Origin of the sequence: Sphingobium sp., from assembly GCF_049304695.1 — a bacterium.
GTDB lineage: Bacteria > Pseudomonadota > Alphaproteobacteria > Sphingomonadales > Sphingomonadaceae > Sphingobium.
In genome coordinates this window covers 73,878-88,892 of sequence record NZ_JBAQOK010000068.1, presented here as the reverse complement: position 1 = coordinate 88,892, position 15,015 = coordinate 73,878, and the positions used below count along the sequence as shown (strand labels likewise).

Annotated in this window: 19 protein-coding genes, 1 tRNA gene and 1 pseudogene; 8 read left to right on the top strand and 13 right to left on the bottom strand. The window is 61.7% G+C overall.

Features of this window, described 5'->3' with window-relative positions:
* From WA070_RS11705 to WA070_RS11685, 5 genes and pseudogenes are all read left to right on the top strand, one after another.
* Window positions 1–233, top strand: a pseudogene (locus WA070_RS11705) (TIGR02594 family protein); the annotation flags it as partial.
* The gene (locus WA070_RS11700; RefSeq protein ID WP_422634118.1) at window positions 230–499 is read left to right on the top strand and encodes a hypothetical protein; all 270 of its coding nucleotides are present in this window, start codon (window positions 230–232) and stop codon (window positions 497–499) included. The pseudogene WA070_RS11705 and the gene WA070_RS11700, both read left to right, overlap by 4 nt.
* Entirely contained in the window at window positions 499–708 is a 210-nt protein-coding gene (locus WA070_RS11695) for a hypothetical protein (protein WP_422634117.1), read from the top strand. The genes WA070_RS11700 and WA070_RS11695 overlap by 1 nt, the downstream gene beginning before the upstream one ends.
* A 44-nt stretch (window positions 709–752) precedes the next feature.
* Window positions 753–1,433, top strand: coding sequence for a hypothetical protein (locus tag WA070_RS11690; RefSeq protein WP_422634116.1), 681 nt, complete (start codon window positions 753–755; stop codon window positions 1,431–1,433).
* Complete coding sequence (locus tag WA070_RS11685; protein ID WP_422634115.1) at window positions 1,433–2,680, top strand: SGNH/GDSL hydrolase family protein; 1,248 nt, start codon at window positions 1,433–1,435, stop codon at window positions 2,678–2,680. Before WA070_RS11690 ends, WA070_RS11685 begins: the two co-directional genes overlap by 1 nt.
* Before the next feature lie 69 nt (window positions 2,681–2,749).
* Here WA070_RS11685 and WA070_RS11680 read toward each other — a convergent pair whose 3' ends face one another.
* Complete coding sequence (locus WA070_RS11680) at window positions 2,750–2,932, bottom strand: helix-turn-helix transcriptional regulator (protein WP_422634114.1); 183 nt, start codon at window positions 2,930–2,932, stop codon at window positions 2,750–2,752.
* A 248-nt stretch (window positions 2,933–3,180) separates the two neighbouring features.
* Window positions 3,181–3,522 carry a hypothetical protein gene (locus WA070_RS11675; protein ID WP_422634113.1) on the bottom strand — a complete coding sequence of 114 codons (342 nt, stop codon included), beginning with the start codon at window positions 3,520–3,522 and terminating at the stop codon, window positions 3,181–3,183.
* Between the two features lie 143 nt (window positions 3,523–3,665).
* Between WA070_RS11675 and WA070_RS11670 the strand changes: the two genes are divergently transcribed.
* Window positions 3,666–4,319: an SOS response-associated peptidase family protein gene (locus WA070_RS11670; protein WP_422634112.1), complete on the top strand. Its 654-nt coding sequence runs from the start codon at window positions 3,666–3,668 to the stop codon at window positions 4,317–4,319.
* Here the strand turns inward: WA070_RS11670 and WA070_RS11665 are convergent.
* Window positions 4,316–4,501: a hypothetical protein gene (locus WA070_RS11665; RefSeq protein WP_422634111.1), complete on the bottom strand. Its 186-nt coding sequence runs from the start codon at window positions 4,499–4,501 to the stop codon at window positions 4,316–4,318. The genes WA070_RS11670 and WA070_RS11665 overlap by 4 nt on opposite strands.
* A 184-nt stretch (window positions 4,502–4,685) precedes the next feature.
* Here WA070_RS11665 and WA070_RS11660 point away from each other — a divergent pair, with 184 nt between their 5' ends.
* The gene (locus tag WA070_RS11660; RefSeq protein ID WP_422634110.1) at window positions 4,686–5,411 is read left to right on the top strand and encodes a hypothetical protein; all 726 of its coding nucleotides are present in this window, start codon (window positions 4,686–4,688) and stop codon (window positions 5,409–5,411) included.
* On the opposite strand, the gene WA070_RS11655 is transcribed toward WA070_RS11660, so the two are convergent.
* Complete coding sequence (locus tag WA070_RS11655) at window positions 5,402–5,800, bottom strand: hypothetical protein (RefSeq protein WP_422634109.1); 399 nt, start codon at window positions 5,798–5,800, stop codon at window positions 5,402–5,404. The genes WA070_RS11660 and WA070_RS11655 overlap by 10 nt on opposite strands.
* Before the next feature lie 222 nt (window positions 5,801–6,022).
* Here WA070_RS11655 and WA070_RS11650 point away from each other — a divergent pair, with 222 nt between their 5' ends.
* Window positions 6,023–6,412, top strand: coding sequence for a hypothetical protein (locus WA070_RS11650; protein WP_422634108.1), 390 nt, complete (start codon window positions 6,023–6,025; stop codon window positions 6,410–6,412).
* 459 nt (window positions 6,413–6,871) lie between these two features.
* Here the strand turns inward: WA070_RS11650 and WA070_RS11645 are convergent, their stop codons facing one another.
* The 9 genes from WA070_RS11645 to WA070_RS11605 all read right to left on the bottom strand — a co-directional run bounded on the left by WA070_RS11645 (window position 6,872) and on the right by WA070_RS11605 (window position 14,984).
* Window positions 6,872–7,399, bottom strand: coding sequence for a hypothetical protein (locus tag WA070_RS11645; protein WP_422634107.1), 528 nt, complete (start codon window positions 7,397–7,399; stop codon window positions 6,872–6,874).
* Complete coding sequence (gene hisI / locus WA070_RS11640; RefSeq protein ID WP_422634106.1) at window positions 7,386–7,769, bottom strand: phosphoribosyl-AMP cyclohydrolase; 384 nt, start codon at window positions 7,767–7,769, stop codon at window positions 7,386–7,388. The genes WA070_RS11645 and hisI overlap by 14 nt, the downstream gene beginning before the upstream one ends.
* Window positions 7,770–7,854: 85 nt before the next feature.
* Window positions 7,855–7,931 (bottom strand) — tRNA-His (locus WA070_RS11635).
* Between the two features lie 94 nt (window positions 7,932–8,025).
* Window positions 8,026–8,604, bottom strand: a complete 579-nt coding sequence (locus WA070_RS11630) for a septal ring lytic transglycosylase RlpA family protein (protein ID WP_422634105.1) — start codon at window positions 8,602–8,604, stop codon at window positions 8,026–8,028.
* A gap of 46 nt (window positions 8,605–8,650) precedes the next feature.
* A complete protein-coding gene (locus WA070_RS11625; RefSeq protein WP_422634104.1) occupies window positions 8,651–9,778 on the bottom strand; it encodes a tetratricopeptide repeat protein in 1,128 nt (375 codons plus the stop codon).
* A gap of 255 nt (window positions 9,779–10,033) precedes the next feature.
* On the bottom strand, window positions 10,034–10,306 hold the full coding sequence (locus tag WA070_RS11620) for an HU family DNA-binding protein (protein ID WP_422634103.1): 273 nt from the start codon (window positions 10,304–10,306) through the stop codon (window positions 10,034–10,036).
* A 195-nt stretch (window positions 10,307–10,501) separates the two neighbouring features.
* Window positions 10,502–12,898 (bottom strand): endopeptidase La, encoded by a 2,397-nt coding sequence (lon, locus tag WA070_RS11615; protein ID WP_422634102.1) that lies wholly within the window; start codon window positions 12,896–12,898, stop codon window positions 10,502–10,504.
* A gap of 137 nt (window positions 12,899–13,035) precedes the next feature.
* Window positions 13,036–13,359: a YbaB/EbfC family nucleoid-associated protein gene (locus WA070_RS11610; RefSeq protein ID WP_422634101.1), complete on the bottom strand. Its 324-nt coding sequence runs from the start codon at window positions 13,357–13,359 to the stop codon at window positions 13,036–13,038.
* On the bottom strand, window positions 13,356–14,984 hold the full coding sequence (locus WA070_RS11605; RefSeq protein WP_422634100.1) for a DNA polymerase III subunit gamma/tau: 1,629 nt from the start codon (window positions 14,982–14,984) through the stop codon (window positions 13,356–13,358). The genes WA070_RS11610 and WA070_RS11605 overlap by 4 nt, the downstream gene beginning before the upstream one ends.
* Between the last annotated feature and the right edge of the window lie 31 nt (window positions 14,985–15,015).

Genomic DNA, 15,015 nt, shown 5'->3' with positions numbered 1-15,015 from the left:
CCGGCGCGATTCTTGTGTTCGACCGGGAGGGCGGCGGACACGTCGCTTTCTATGTCGGTGAGGACGCCAGCCACTATCATGTTTTGGGCGGCAATCAGGGCGACTGCGTCAGCATCATGCGGCTGGCGAAGAGCCGTTGCATCGCCCGGCGCTGGCCGCGTGGCTGGCCCGTGCTGGGCGCGCCGGTGAAGCTGCTGGCGAGCGGCGCGCCGGTATCGAGGAATGAGGCATGAAGCTGCCCTGCATGAGGCTGACCGATCATGGCAGCGAAATTGCGCTATTGGCGGCGGTTGCCATTGGCGTCGTGATCCTCTTGTGGCGGGCGATCGAGCGCAACCTGATCGGTAGCGGATTCGACGTTGCTGCGTTCCTGCTGGTGCTCCAGCGCATCATTGAGGCGGTGCAAGGTCGCTGGACTCAGCGGAGCGTCGATCGCATGGGCCAGAGCCTTGCCAATGCGCCGCCGTCCGATCCACCGGCGACTGGGGCGCAAACCTGATGGGCCTCGGTAAAATCGCACGCGGCGGCGGCAAGGTCGCTGCCACAGTGCAGGTCGGACTGCTGCTGTTCGACCTTGGCGCATCCATCTTCAACCGCCTGCGCGGCCGGTCAAAAGATCAGACGCCAGATCTCCCGCCCGCCATTGACGAGGCCTACGCCGATCGCGGCGAGCGACAGTCCGCTGAACAGGATCACCTCCAGCCTTAGCAGCCACTTCTTCATCCAGACTTCATTGCACGAAGGATAACGACATGAAAATCTTCCGGTGGGCAGGCGCGATGGCGCTTGCCCTGATGCTCTCGCCCTGCGCCAGCGTCGCCCAAAGCGTAGGGACGTCCGTTCAGGCTCCCGCTGGCTGGGCACCGATGCAAGCGCCCTGCGTCCAGCAGGTCAATGGAACCTGTCTGCCCGTCAGCGCGACCAATCCTCTGCCTGTAACCGGCGGCGGTGGAGGCGGTGGTGGAGGTGATGCTTCGGCCGCGAACCAAGCTACCCAGATCACGGCCGAACAGGCGATCCGCGACCGCATCGGCGACGTGACCGCTCCGGCCACAGGATCGTCAAACGCTCGCCTCGAGTCGATCCGCTCGCTCTTGGCCGCACCCCTGACGGTGGCGACGCATGCGGTCACTGGCGCGGTGGCGGGCAGGCCCGTGGCATCGACTGTCGCGGGCGGCACCATCGCGGCTGCCAACACCTTTCAATCAGTCCTCGCATCCAATAGTAATCGTGCTGGATGTCTCATCCAAAATACGTCGACGGCGATTATCCTTGTGTATCAAGGTGCGCCAGGAAGCGCGACCGCTGCAGCCGCCAATCCTGTCGGTGCTGGCGGGTCATTCGCCTGTGGCGGTGCTGGCATCGTCATTACCAACGAAATCAGCGTCACGTCGGCAACGGCGGGTGCAACCTTTGTTGTGAGTAATCAGTAATGCGCAAGTTTCTCACCGCCATCCTCGCCCTGCTTGCAGTTGCTTCGCCAGCGCGCGCGCAGACGATCATCAATCCTCAGCCGACCGCTGCGAGCGGCCAGATCCCCGCCTATCTGGGGTTCGCCGACAACCGTGGCATGATCCCTGATGCAGCGGCCTCTTCTGGGTCCGCCGTGCAATTCATGGTGCGCAGCCTACGCTATGCCCGTGCCGACATGGCTGATCCCAGACCCGTTTTCGCCTGCGGCTGGTATGTCGGATCGAACAACGTCGAAATCGTGCAGGCTGGAACCTACACCTACAAGGCGTCGATCCAGCTGCCGAACGGGACAATCATTCCATACAAGTTCGGGGGGAATGCCAGCGGCACCTGTCAGGGCGGCGAAAATATTAGCCCCGACGCACCATCGAACGTCAGCATCGCGCGCGGCTCCACCTATGTCATCTATTACTGGTTCGATTCACCGAACGGCTACGTCTTCACGAACCAGTATGCGGGTCTCGCGGGCGATGCCTTCAATACCGGCACCACGACAGCAGACCTGACAACGACGGGCATGGCGGGGAGTTCGCCGGGGTCTGTCGGCATAGGACCGATTGGCGTGATTGCGACGATCACGCAGCGATCGTTCTTCATCATCGGCGACAGCATCACGGGTGGGCAAGGCACCGACGAACGGGATGTCAGCGGTGACTTTGGCGTCCTGGCGCGTATCGTCGGGCCACGGCGTGGTTATGTAAACTCAGGACGCCCGAGCGTGCTGGCGAACCAATTCACCAGCACGAACGCCTCCCGTCGGATCGCGCTTGGAAATGCCTACGCTTCCGACATTATCAGTGGCTACGGCATCAATGACGCGCTCAATTCGATAGCGGCGACCACGATCGCAACGACGCTGCGCACGATTCGCGGATATTTCCCGACGAAGCGCTTCTATCAGGCAACCGTTACGCCGACCGCCAACGGAAGCGGCACGGCTTGCGTCGCTCTCGACGGAAGTGATCAGGTGCTGAACGCCACGGCGAGCGGCATCATCGACACCCTGAACGGCCTCATCAAACTCGGTGCCGTTTCGGGCAATGCGATCAACTTCACGGGCTATGTCGATGTGCGCGCTGCAGTGGAACTGATCCCCGGCAGCCAAAAGGTGAAGCCGGGCTGGTATAATACTGACTGTTTACACCCTAAGCTGGGCTATCGGCTCGCTGCGCCCATCACACCTGGCGCGGAGTTGCTGCAATGGTAAGGCCCCAACTTGCCCTCGCGATCCTCGCAGCGCTGGCGCTGGCGTGACGTTCGATGTACTGGCACTGCCCTAATCGCCATTGCCAGCCTGATCCACCACGTAGCGGATCGCCAGTTCTGTCCGCTTTTCGATTGGCGCATTGCCGCGCTCCATCTGGCCGATCAGCACGCGGGATACGCCGATCGCGTCGGCCAGCTGCTCCTGCGTCAAACCAGCGGCCTTGCGAATGTCCCTCATTTCGGTCGGTTGCATCTATGCCTCACCTACATTATTCTAACCCTATCCCCGCCCCGGTCTCACTACCGGGGCGGGGGGCTTCTAGATTTCGATTGTGAAGCTGAACTTCACTTTCCAAATCCGAAGCCGGATCGAGAGGGTCATCTCTCTTTCCTTTCGGGTTTGTCAGCGGGCTAACCGGGTTGGTCTCGCCGTCTGACAAGGCATTTGATAAGCCACTTATCATTTCCACGCAAGCGGAAAGTGATAAGTGGCTTATCTTTTTAGGTCGGCGATTTGTCCTGATTTTTGCCCGGGTCGGTAAATCGCGATGTGTCCATGTCAGTCGGCTGCGCATGAATGCGATACTTGTCCCATCCTTTCGTGATCGCGGCAACGATCTCGGGAATATAGCCCGGATGCCTTCGCTTCACACCCGACATCGCGTTCATCACGCCTTTGTAATAGACCGTCAGCTGAACGATCATGTGATGCCGCAAATCATCCGCTGAAATCGGCCGCAGGGATGCGGTCTCTTCCAACAATACGTCCATATCTTCCTGGCCAAATCCGCCCTGTTTGTCGTTCAGGTGCGCGCGGGGCGGCAACATGTCGCGGTGCTTCATGGCACGATAGCGTGCGCTTAGCAGGCGGGTCTCCCGTTCCATCCTCAAAAATTCTCCGTCGATTCGCGTCTTCATCATTAGAACGAAATGAGAACATACGTGAGGCGATTGACACTCGGTCCATCGCGAACCACGTTGCGCGGATGTGCAATCGGGCAGAGCGCGGCGACACGCAAAAGGTGCTGCACCTGTTCGGCGCGAAGCTGGGGGCGCGCTTCAATGAAGGTCCGCTGATCGTACATCCGAAAGAACCGGGCAGCGTGATCCGCCTTCAGGGTGGCAAGATGGTGCTTGAGCAAATGACCTGGGGCTTTCCGGTCGCCCTGCGCAGCAAGCGCGATCCCTCCGTCAAGCTGAAGCCTAAGCCGGTCAATAATGCGCGGTTCGACAAGCTGGGCACGTTCTGGAAGCGATGGGCAATAGAGCCGCGCAACCGTTGCCTGATCCCGACGGCACGCTTTGCCGAGGCGGTGGGCGACAAGGGCCGGATGACAGAAACATGGTTGTCCGTGAAGGCGCAGCCGATATTTGCGTGGGCAGGTCTATGGACCGACAGCGACGAATGGGGAACGTGCTATACAGGCGTCATGACCGCGAACGCGATCGAGCTGGCCGACATTCACGATCGCTCACCCGTCATCCTCGATCCCGAGGACTGGGCAACGTGGCTGAATGCGCCGCTGGATGACCTCTATCGCTTCGACCGGCCCTATCCGGCGGACCTATTGGACGTGGACCGAACCGACGCGCCATGGTTTAAGCGCTCCGCACCGCCGACAGGCGACCGGCTGATCTAACAGCCCGCCTGCCGTTCCGGGTTCATAACTTCCGCTACCGCGTCATAGGCGTCGATCAGTTCCAGCGTCCGGCCATCGGAAAACACCACCAGCGTCCCCTCGTCTGACGGCTGGAAATAGTCGATCTGATCCATATTGATCGTTACCGGGTTGCCATCAAGCAGACTGAATTCCGCGATCATAAATCCATCCTTTAGAAACACGTCCGCCGCGAACCTTACCATCATGTCGTAAGGTTTATCGCGAGCGGGGGTTCCGTGCTTCAACACGGGAACCAGCGAGCGTTGGACTCGCTACTAGCGGCTCGCGAAGCCGCATCGCCCCGCACCTGCGCAACAGGCGGGGTCTATGTGAGACCTTTCCCTTATGGAGTTATTAACAGGCCCGACGCCTTTTGGTGTCGCAGGCGAGGATACCGGCTATCTGTTCAATCCCGATCTGCTGAACAATCGAGAGGCGATCGGCTTTGGCAACGCCGCGTTCAGTGTCGCGATCATCGACCGCGACATCGCCAAGCGTATCATCAAGGCAAATCACTACAGCAGGCGGGTGTATTCCGCGTCCACGCTGCACCTGGGCGTCTTCATCGACATGGAGATGGTGGGCGTCCTGCAATATGGGTTCGCCATGAACCCGGCCAGCGCAAACAGCGTGGTTGCTGGGACGGGAATGTCGGAATATCTCGAACTCAACCGCATGTGGCTGTCCGACGCCGCGCCCCGGAATAGCGAGAGCAAGGCGCTCGCATTCTCGATCCGGTTGATTCGACGCATCCGCCCGGCTGTGAAGTGGATACAGTCGTTCGCCGATCAGCGCTGCGGTCTATTCGGCACGGTGTATCAGGCTGCTGGGTTCACCTTCCACGGCGAGCATCTGGGCATCTTCTGGGAACTGGACGGCGAGTTCTATCACAATAGCCTCGTCACCAATTCGAAGAGCAACGGCCCGCGCGCCATGGCTATCAGGGCAGGGCAGGACCGGGCAACACGTCACAAGCTGCGCCAGTTCCGCTATCTGCGGTTTCTGAAACCCCGTTTCGCAAAGGGGTGCCGATACCCGGCGCTGCCGTTCCCCAAGCCGAATTATGGGTGAGCGATGGGATGGATACCCCGTTCAATATCTAACCGCGCGGCGGTGCGAGATGCGTCATCCTTGGTGGCATAAAAGACGTCTTGGGCCGCGCATGCGTCCAAGTCGAAAATGTCCCACTGCCGCGCTGAATCTCGGTCCAGCCGTTGGCATGGAGCAAACTTGCAGTGCTCTGGAATGAAGTCAGCCTGAGCCGGGCCGAAGAACACAATTTCGATAGGTACGCCGAGAAACGTAGGGGGGGTGGTGATATTCGGTATATCAAAGTTGTCATCGGCGGCTTCGCGCCTGAGCTGTTCAAGCGCCCGCTCATCCAAGCGCCAACCTGATACGCGCGCGCGCCGTGCCGTAATCTCTGCCATCTGCCGCCTAAGTTCATCAATCAGCCGCATGTTCGTCTCCATTTAAGGCGATAATGGGCGACTGCGCTGGGGAGGGCAATATGCAGTTGCAGTTTCCGCCAAGCAGCGGCACTGCATCAGAGCGGCCCGTCCATCGGACGAGCGCGGTTCCCCCGCGTGCGAGGACGGTGCGACCCCGTCGGGCCGCTCCACTGATATAGTCAACAACACAGAGCCATTGCCGTTGGCGCACGTTCTTATTATGTTCCTCCCATGGCCCTACCCCCGATGTCCCTCCCCGTATCCGGCGCCGCGCTCCACACCACCCGCGCATCTGTGCGCCGCGCAGAGATTGCGCGGTGTCGGCCGGGCGATCCCCTGGCCCTGCGACGCGAGCGCGGACGGCGCGGCGATCCGGCCGTCGCCGTCATCTCCGAACGCGGCATTGAGATCGGCGGTATCGATGGGCCACACGTCCGCATGATCGCTGGGCAGGTCGCGGTTGCCCGCGCGGTGTTCCAATCGCCCGACACATTCGGAGCTGTCATTCGGGTCGCCTTCGATGGCAGCGCCCCCACCCTGCCCCAGCCGCGCCGCCGCGAACGGATCGATCCACCGCGCGAGCCGGTCGATCAATATTGCGAGATATTTCCATGCCGGTGATCGCCCGAAATGCTATGTCAGCGGACGCCGTAAGCGGACCATTTCCATTCCGACAAAACGCTGTAGCCTCAAGGGGGCCACGCACGAACAAAAGGGAAATCTGACGGAATAGACACTGAAAAAGTGGGATAAAATGCGGCCTTAAAATCCGCCTTCCCCTGGAAATGCGGGTTCAAGTCCCGCCGTCCGCACCATCTTGATCTGACTCGGCTTTACCGGCGCGTTTGGGCGTGTTCGCCTTTTGAGGCTCAGACAAGCCATTCCGACCATATTTCGGTAAAGACCGAACGGCCCCAGCCCCGATGGGGCAATTTTCCAGCGGGGCCATCATCATTTTGTGTCGGCGTTCCCAGCAGCGGGCCACCCGCCAGCATCCTGATAGAATGCCGCTCTGGTGGCCGGTGACTTTGCCTCTCGCCTTCGCTCGACGCGAACGGATGGGGTGAAGGAAGGCATAGTTCAGGACGGACAGAGCGCGTCTCCACCCTTGTCCCGTACGCGCAACGCCGTGGCGGCGTCGCCAGCGATGCGGGGGAAGCTGACGCCCTCCAGCGAGCTGCGCCCTTCGCACAGGTCGGCGCAGGCCAGATCGACAACGCCGGGCAGCGCGACCTGATCGCCATCATATTGCGCCACGATGATACAGCGGCCTCCGCCGGAAAAATGCAGGATCAGCTTGTTACCGGCGCGGCGGGCGCTGCCGCGCCCGTGGCAGGATTGCTCGTCCCCGAAATTGGCCTCCAGCCCGAACCGCATTGCGCCGCCCTTGTCCGGCACGACGCACAGCGCATCGCGACCGGCTTCGTGGCTGCGCTGGAACAGGCCGATCGGTGAAACTTTCGTGGCGTCGGCGATGACGCCGCTGGCGATCGCCGCGCGCTCAAGCCCGGACGCCGGGGCCGCACGCGAGTTTCCACCTTCCCCCGCCATCGGTTCACGCTGGCACGCCGCCAGCAGGCAGAGGAGAGCCAGGCTAGTCCGCCGCATCGACGCCCGTATCGACCAGACTCAAACCGTCGGCCCCGACCCGCCGAAAAAAGCAGGAGCGCGCGCCTGTGTGGCATGTCGGCCCGGCGGGAATCGCCTTCACCCACACCGCATCCTGATCGCAATCGATGCGGATATCCTGCACCTGCAGCATATGGCCGGACGTTTCGCCCTTTTTCCACAGGGACTGGCGGCTGCGCGACCAGAAATGGGCAAGGCCGGTTTCGACCGTCAGCCCGAGCGCCTGCGCATTCATATGCGCGACCATCAGCACATCGCCGCCAACTGCATCGGTCACGACCGCCGTAATCAGGCCGTTATCGTCATATTTCGGATTGAGGGCCAGGCCCGTGTCGCGTGCGTCGGTCATGTCCGCGCTATAGAACGCAAAAGCTGCGCTGCGAAGTCCCCTCTCCATACAGGAGAAAGGCTTTTTTCCAGCATCAGCCAGAAAATGGGGCGACCGATGGGTCTTGAACCCACGACCTCCGGTACCACAAACCGGCGCTCTAACCAACTGAGCTACGATCGCCACAGGGGCACTTGGCCCCAAGAGAGTTGGGCACATATGCGGCGGATAACCGGGCGTCAAGCAGGCAATTGCTTCGGCACGATCTTTCCTGCGATCAAAGCCCCGCCGCCTGCATCTGCGCCCGCAATCGAACCAGCGTGCGTTCAGGCACGCGTGGCCGATCCTGCGCCGCTTTCCCCCGGCGCAACCGGGCGCGGTCCTTTTCCGGTGGCGCCACCGCGCGGACGCGCACGGCGACATGGCCCTGACCCTTGACCCCCAACTGCTCGGCCGCGCCGCGCGACAGGTCGATTACGCGCCCACGCCCGGCGAAGGGACCGCGATCATTGACGCGGACCAATATCGTGCGTCCGCTATCGAGCGCCGTTACCTCGACATAGGTGGGCAGCGGCAGGCTGGTATGCGCGGCGGTGATCCAGTTGGCGCGAAACCGCTCACCATTGGCGGTGCGATTGCCCGATTCCGACCCATACCAGCTGGCATAGCCCAGCATGTCATAGGCAGGGTCGCGGGCGGGCACATAAGTGACCCCGCGCACGACGTAAGGCGGCCCGACGCGGACAGGCGTATCGCTGACCGGCCGATAATTGCCCCCGGCGCAGGCAGAAAGGACCGCGCATGCCAGCAATGCCCCTGTCGTCCTGCGCCTATGGCCGCCTGCCCATTCTTTCATGCCGCCTTCCTACCCTCGCTCGTGCCGTGCGTCGAGGGCATGGCAATCAGCTTGATGGCGCGTCAGCCTGCCGTGTCAGGTCCAGCACCTCATAGCCGCCGATCGCGATGCGCCGCTTGATATGGCTGCCCACGGGCGTGCGATATTCCGCGCGCGGCGTGAAGCGTTCGACGCGATAGGCGCCCTGTTCCGCTGCACCCTGCCCGGCGGTTTGAGTCGCGGCATAACGGCGTCCGGCGATCTGGCGCAGCACCGGCGCGGCCCAGGCGGTCGATGTCGATCCGCGCAATATCTCTATGCCATCGGTCTTGCCATCGGGCCGCACCCAAAATCCGATATCGATCCAGCGGACTCCATTCAGATCGCTCGACCCTGTCACAATCGGATCAGGCGCACCAAATGCGCGGGCGTTGGCGTTTGCCGTCGATACAGCATCCATTCCATAGGGCGGCGACCAGATCAGAACGGGGCTTGCGCCCTGGCCGTCGCCCACCTGTGCGATCAGCTTGTCGATCTCCCCATCTTTGGCGCGCCGTGCCGTCAGGCGGATGCGCAAGACACGGAGCGCCGTCCGGAACCCGGCGTCCTGCGCCAGCGGGCGTTTTTCCAGCGCGTCAAGCATGGCGACGGCCTGTTCGCTTCGTCCGCGCGCTTCGGCGAGCCAGGCGCGCTTCATCCCCGCCAGCATCGCCGATCGTTCCGATCCATGAGTCAGGGCGTCGCGCTCCACCGCTTCGAATGTCGCGTCCGCCTGACGGTAATTACCCAGTTTTATCCACATGTCGCCCAGTTCGGTCGCGGCGGAGACGACTGACGGATCGTCGGCGGGCAGATTGTCACGCAGCGTGCGCACCTGATTGCGGACGGCCTGGCGATAGGCTTCCTTATCCCCTTCATGCAGGGACACGGTCGCATAGGCTTCATACATGGCAGCGACGGCGCGCGGGGCTTGCGTCGCCTTGTCCCTGTTACGCGCGATGGCCGCGTTCAGCAGGCTTTTGGCGTCCAGATAATCGCCGTCCCGAAACTCCACCTCCGCCAGCGCGATCGTCGCCTGCGCATCGCGCAGCGGGGTACATTCCCCACGCACACATTGCGCCTGCGCGTCCCTGAGGCGCTGGCCCGTGACGACGATGTCGTCGGACAGTTGCAGCAAGAACCATAGAGCGATCATGGTCATCCTCCCGAAGGCGTGGGGGCAGAATGACCGAAACGGCATGCAAGGCGCAAGACCAATATCATTGCCAAATGATATCTATGCCACCGACAAGAAAAGGGGCGAGGACGCTGCCGCCCTCACCTCTTTTGCCCAGACATACATGGGCGCCCAGTCATCCGCTGTGGCGCCGCTACTCTCCTAACGCTTTGCGGCCGCGAAGCCTGTCGTCATCGAACGCGGACGCCTGCCTGTCGGCGGGCGTCCAGAGCGTTAGTTGACGGAATCCTTGAGGCCTTTGCCAGCCTTGAACTTGGGCTGCGACGACGCCTTGATCGTCATGGTTTCGCCGGTGCGCGGGTTGCGGCCGGTCGATGCCTTACGCTGAGAAACGGAGAAGGTGCCGAACCCGACCAGACGAACTTCGTCGCCCTTCTTGAGAGACGTGGTGATGGCTTCGAATACGCCTTCGACGGCCTTGGTGGCGTCGCTCTTGCTAAGGCCGCTGGTGTCAGCGACGGCGCTGATAAGATCTTGCTTGTTCATGCCTTGGGAACCCCCTGTGCTATTTGGTTGTATAGGAATCGCGGCGTAGGCGGCGCAATAAGGCGCAGCTTTTCGCGGCTGTCAAAGGGAAAGCGACAAAGCCCCCGGCGCGGACGCAATTCTGCAATATGATCCGCAAAACGCATGAAAGCGGCAGTTCCCCGCCGCTTTCATTAACTATTCGCCTGGCGGAGATCAGTGACGCAACGTCGCGTCTCCGTCGCGGCCCGGCCCGTTGCCCGGTTGGGCGGCCAGATCATCCTCTTCGGTCCAGGCGATCGCTTCAGGCAACGACACCAGCGCACGCGCCAGCACTTCATCCACATGAGCGACCGGAATGATTTCCAGCCCTTCGCGGATATTGGCAGGGATTTCCGCCAGATCCTTCTCATTTTCCTGCGGAATCAGCACCGTCTTGATGCCGCCGCGCAATGCCGCCAACAGCTTTTCCTTCAAACCGCCGATTGGCAGCACGCGCCCGCGCAGCGTGACTTCGCCGGTCATCGCCACATCCTTGTGGACGGGAATGCCAGTCAGCGTGCTGACGATGCACGTCACCATGCCAATGCCAGCGGACGGGCCATCCTTTGGCACTGCGCCTTCGGGCAGATGGATATGGATATCCTTGCGGTTGAAAATGCTCGGCTTGATCCCGTAACCGGGCGAGCGGGCCTTCACATAGGAAAAGGCCGCCTGGATCGATTCGGTCATGACGTCGCCCAGCTTGCCGGTCGTCTTTATCATGCCCTTGCCCGGCACCGTGACCGCTTCGATCGTCAGCAGTTCGCCACCGACTTCGGTCCATGCCAGACCCGTCACCGCACCGATCTGATGCTCGTCCTCACCCACGCCGTGACGGAATTTCCGCACGCCGGCATAGTCGGGCAGATTGTCGGGTGTGATGATAACCGTCGCGTAGACGCCTTCGAGAATCTTGCGCAGCGCCTTGCGGGCGAGGCGCGCGATTTCCCGCTCCAGCGTACGGACGCCAGCTTCGCGGGTGTAATAGCGAATGAGGTCGCGCACGGCCTCTTCCGTCACGACAAACTCGCCGTCCTTCAGGCCATGGGCGTCGATCTGCTTGGCGACGAGATGGCGCTGCGCGATCTCGACCTTTTCATCCTCCGTATAGCCTTCCAGCCGGATAATCTCCATCCGATCGAGCAAGGCTTGCGGCAAATTCAACGAGTTGGCAGTCGTCACGAACATGATGTCCGAAAGATCGACATCGATTTCCAGATAATGATCCTGGAACTTATTATTCTGTTCCGGGTCCAGCACTTCCAGCAGCGCAGACGCCGGATCGCCCCGGAAATCCTGTCCCAGCTTGTCGATTTCATCGAGCAGGAACAGCGGATTCATCGTCCCGGCCTTTTTCAGGTTGGTCACGATCTTGCCTGGCAACGAACCGATATAGGTGCGGCGATGGCCGCGAATTTCGGCTTCGTCCCGCACGCCGCCCAGCGACTGGCGCACGAACTCACGCCCCGTCGCCTTGGCGATCGAGCGGCCCAGCGATGTTTTGCCCACGCCCGGTGGGCCGACGAGGCACAGGATCGGCCCCTTCAACTTGTTGGTGCGCGCCTGAACCGCCAGATATTCGATGATCCGGTCCTTGACCTTTTCCAGCGCAAAATGATCCTCATCAAGGATGTCCTGCGCTTTTTTGAGGTCGGTCTTGACCTTACCCTTCTTGCCCCACGGCAGTCCGAGCAGCACGTCGAGATAGTTGCGTACGACCGTCGCTTCGGCCGACATGGGCTGCATGCCCTTGAGTTTCTTCAACTCAGCCGTCGCCTTGGAACGGGCTTCCTTGCTCAGCTTGGTCTTGGCGATCTTTTCGGCCAGCTCGGCGAGTTCGTCGCCTTCCTCACCTTCGCCATTGCCCAGCTCGCGCTGGATCGCCTTCAACTGTTCGTTGAGATAATATTCGCGCTGGGTCTTTTCCATCTGGCGCTTCACGCGACCACGGATCTTCTTTTCGACCTGGAGCACGCCCAGTTCGCCCTCCATGAAGGCAAAGACCATTTCCAGCCGCTTGACCGGATCAGCCTCGACCAGCAGCGACTGCTTGTCGGCGACCTTCACGTTGATGTTGGCGGACACGGCATCGGCCAGACGCCCGGCATCCTCGATCTCGCGCAACTGCACCGGCGTTTCGGCGGGCAGTTTTTTGTTGAGCTTGGCGTAATTTTCAAACTGTTCGGCGACCGAGCGCATGAGCGCTGCGGCCTCCGGCCCTTCGGCAGCAATTTCGGCGACCGTTTCGACATCGGCGACCAGATAGGTCTCGTTGGCCTCCATCCCCTGCAGACTGGCGCGGTGCTTGCCCTCCACCAGCACGCGGACGGTGCCGTCGGGCAGTTTGAGCAGTTGCAGGACGACGGCCACGACGCCGGTGTCATACAACGCATCCCGATCGGGATCATCCTCCGCCGGGTCGAGTTGCGACACGAGGAATATTTCCTTGTCCTTCTCCATCGCCGCTTCCAGCGCAGCGACGCTCTTGTCGCGCCCGACGAACAGGGGAACGATCATCTGAGGAAAGACGACGATGTCGCGCAACGGCAACAAGGGGTATTGGATAGTCATTCAGTCTCCGGGGCCATGAACAAGCGGCCCTGCCATACGGTTCATCGCCATTATGGGGATGCCCGTCGCACCAATCAATTGGCACCCGTCATATTGTAACAAGCATGAACAGCAGCTTATCAATCAAGCCACGCCGATCAGAAGGGCAGCTTGAAGCCTGGGGGCAGCGACATGCCGGCGGTCATCTTGCTCATTTCGGCATTGCTGATCTCGTCCGCCTTCTTGCGCGCATCGTTGAACGCGGCGGTAATCAGGTCTTCCAATATCGGCTTTTCCGATGGCGCGAGCAGCGTATCGTCGATCGAAACGCCCAATATGCGCCCCTTGGCCGATGCGCGCACCTTGACCAGACCGCCGCCAGCCGCACCTTCGACCTCCAGCTTGTCCAGATTGTCCTGCGCGCGCTGCAATTCTTCCTGCACGCGGCTGGCCATGCCCAGAATTTCGTTCAAGTCTTTCATAGCTGTCTGCTCCATTGTTCAGGCCGATCCTGATGGACCAGCTCCGCTTCGGGGAAAGCGGCCAAAGCCGCCTTGACCACCGGAATTTCCAAAATCTGCGCCTGCTCGCTGGCCGTTGCCACCTGCTGACGTTCCAGCAGGGTCAAGTCGCCGCCCTGCTCCTCCAGCCGCACCCGCCACCGCGTACCGGGGGTAGCCTGATTGAGAATCTGTTCCAGATCCCGTTTGAAATCGCCATGGGACCACGCATGCGTCAGGCGAATGGCGATGTCTGGCGCATCCAGAGACACCAGCACCGCACAATCATGCAGATGATTGGCCAGCGACGGTTTCTGTTTATCGACCAGATCGATAATCGCCTGCATGTCAGCAGGCAAGGCGGCGGATGGCGTTTGCGAAGGCGGCGGCGATGAACCCGCTATCGCCGCTGACGTCGATGCACTGGCCGCGCCACCATCCCGCAATATCCGCGCCACCTCGCCCGGATCGGGCATGGTCGCGGCGTACATCACCCGCAGCAGCGCCATTTCGCAGCTTTCGATCGGCAGCACGGCGCCAGCCACTTCGTCATGGCCCTTGAGCAGCAATTGCCACAGGCGATGCAGCGGCGCGAAACCGAGACCCGCCGCCCAATCGGCCAGCGCGTCGCGCTCCTCGGCCGACTGGCCCGGACTGGCGATGTCGCGCCCGGCCTTTACCAGCGTGACCGCATGAACCAGTTCCAACAGGCCGCGCATCAGCGCCAGCGGCTCCACGCCCAGCGCATATTGGTCGCGTACCGCAGTGAGCAGCGCCGCATTGTCGCCCGCCAGGAGCAGTCCCATCAGCCGCCGCACAGCGCCGCGATCCGACAGGCCCAGCATGTCGCGCACCTGGCTCGCCGTAACGACCGGCTCGCCATCGCCCATTTCAGCGTGCGCGATCGCCTGATCGAGGATCGACAGCCCGTCGCGCGCGGAGCCTTCGGCCGCCTGCGCGATCAAGGTCAGAGCATCATCTTCCGCCGCGACGCCTTCGGATTCCACCACATGGGCGAAGTGGCGCGCCAGCATCTCGGCAGAGATACGGCGCAGGTCGAAACGCTGGCACCGCGATAGCACCGTCACCGGCACCTTGTTCACTTCGGTCGTGGCGAACAGGAATTTCACATGGGCGGGCGGTTCCTCCAGCGTCTTCAACAAAGCGTTGAAGGCATTTTTGGAGAGCATATGCACTTCGTCGATGATGTAGATCTTGTAGCGCGCGGACACGGCAGCATAGCGCACCGCCTCAATAATTTCGCGCACATCGTCCACGCCGGTATGGCTGGCGGCGTCCATTTCCACGACGTCTATGTGCCGTCCCTCGGCAATCGCCCTGCACGGTTCGCATATGCCGCACGGGTCGATCGTCGGGCCGCCCTGCCCATCATCGCCAATGCAATTGAGCGCCTTGGCGATCAGCCGCGCGGTCGACGTCTTGCCGACCCCGCGCACGCCGGTCATCAGAAACGCATGGGCCAAACGCCCCCGGCGGATCGCGTTGCCCAGCGTCTGGACCATCGCATCCTGGCCGATCAGTTCGCGGAAATTGCGCGGTCGATATTTGCGCGCAAGGACGCGGTAGGGCTGCGGGGAATCGGACATAGGCTGGTCCTACCCGTTCGGGTTCGAATTG

What these genes read in the sequence shown, in the direction of transcription:
- WA070_RS11680 (WP_422634114.1), bottom strand. Translation starts at nt 2,932, where the DNA reads ATGCAACCGACCGAAATGAGGGACATTCGCAAGGCCGCTGGTTTGACG.
- WA070_RS11685 (WP_422634115.1), top strand. Translation starts at nt 1,433, where the DNA reads ATGCGCAAGTTTCTCACCGCCATCCTCGCCCTGCTTGCAGTTGCTTCG.
- WA070_RS11700 (WP_422634118.1), top strand. Translation starts at nt 230, where the DNA reads ATGAAGCTGCCCTGCATGAGGCTGACCGATCATGGCAGCGAAATTGCG.
- WA070_RS11655 (WP_422634109.1), bottom strand. Translation starts at nt 5,800, where the DNA reads ATGCGGCTGATTGATGAACTTAGGCGGCAGATGGCAGAGATTACGGCA.
- hisI (WP_422634106.1), bottom strand. Translation starts at nt 7,769, where the DNA reads ATGACCGACGCACGCGACACGGGCCTGGCCCTCAATCCGAAATATGAC.
- WA070_RS11645 (WP_422634107.1), bottom strand. Translation starts at nt 7,399, where the DNA reads ATGCGGCGGACTAGCCTGGCTCTCCTCTGCCTGCTGGCGGCGTGCCAG.
- WA070_RS11620 (WP_422634103.1), bottom strand. Translation starts at nt 10,306, where the DNA reads ATGAACAAGCAAGATCTTATCAGCGCCGTCGCTGACACCAGCGGCCTT.
- WA070_RS11665 (WP_422634111.1), bottom strand. Translation starts at nt 4,501, where the DNA reads ATGATCGCGGAATTCAGTCTGCTTGATGGCAACCCGGTAACGATCAAT.
- WA070_RS11670 (WP_422634112.1), top strand. Translation starts at nt 3,666, where the DNA reads ATGTGCAATCGGGCAGAGCGCGGCGACACGCAAAAGGTGCTGCACCTG.
- WA070_RS11690 (WP_422634116.1), top strand. Translation starts at nt 753, where the DNA reads ATGAAAATCTTCCGGTGGGCAGGCGCGATGGCGCTTGCCCTGATGCTC.
- WA070_RS11630 (WP_422634105.1), bottom strand. Translation starts at nt 8,604, where the DNA reads ATGAAAGAATGGGCAGGCGGCCATAGGCGCAGGACGACAGGGGCATTG.
- WA070_RS11605 (WP_422634100.1), bottom strand. Translation starts at nt 14,984, where the DNA reads ATGTCCGATTCCCCGCAGCCCTACCGCGTCCTTGCGCGCAAATATCGA.
- lon (WP_422634102.1), bottom strand. Translation starts at nt 12,898, where the DNA reads ATGACTATCCAATACCCCTTGTTGCCGTTGCGCGACATCGTCGTCTTT.
- WA070_RS11625 (WP_422634104.1), bottom strand. Translation starts at nt 9,778, where the DNA reads ATGATCGCTCTATGGTTCTTGCTGCAACTGTCCGACGACATCGTCGTC.
- WA070_RS11650 (WP_422634108.1), top strand. Translation starts at nt 6,023, where the DNA reads ATGGCCCTACCCCCGATGTCCCTCCCCGTATCCGGCGCCGCGCTCCAC.
- WA070_RS11695 (WP_422634117.1), top strand. Translation starts at nt 499, where the DNA reads ATGGGCCTCGGTAAAATCGCACGCGGCGGCGGCAAGGTCGCTGCCACA.
- WA070_RS11660 (WP_422634110.1), top strand. Translation starts at nt 4,686, where the DNA reads ATGGAGTTATTAACAGGCCCGACGCCTTTTGGTGTCGCAGGCGAGGAT.
- WA070_RS11610 (WP_422634101.1), bottom strand. Translation starts at nt 13,359, where the DNA reads ATGAAAGACTTGAACGAAATTCTGGGCATGGCCAGCCGCGTGCAGGAA.
- WA070_RS11675 (WP_422634113.1), bottom strand. Translation starts at nt 3,522, where the DNA reads ATGAAGCACCGCGACATGTTGCCGCCCCGCGCGCACCTGAACGACAAA.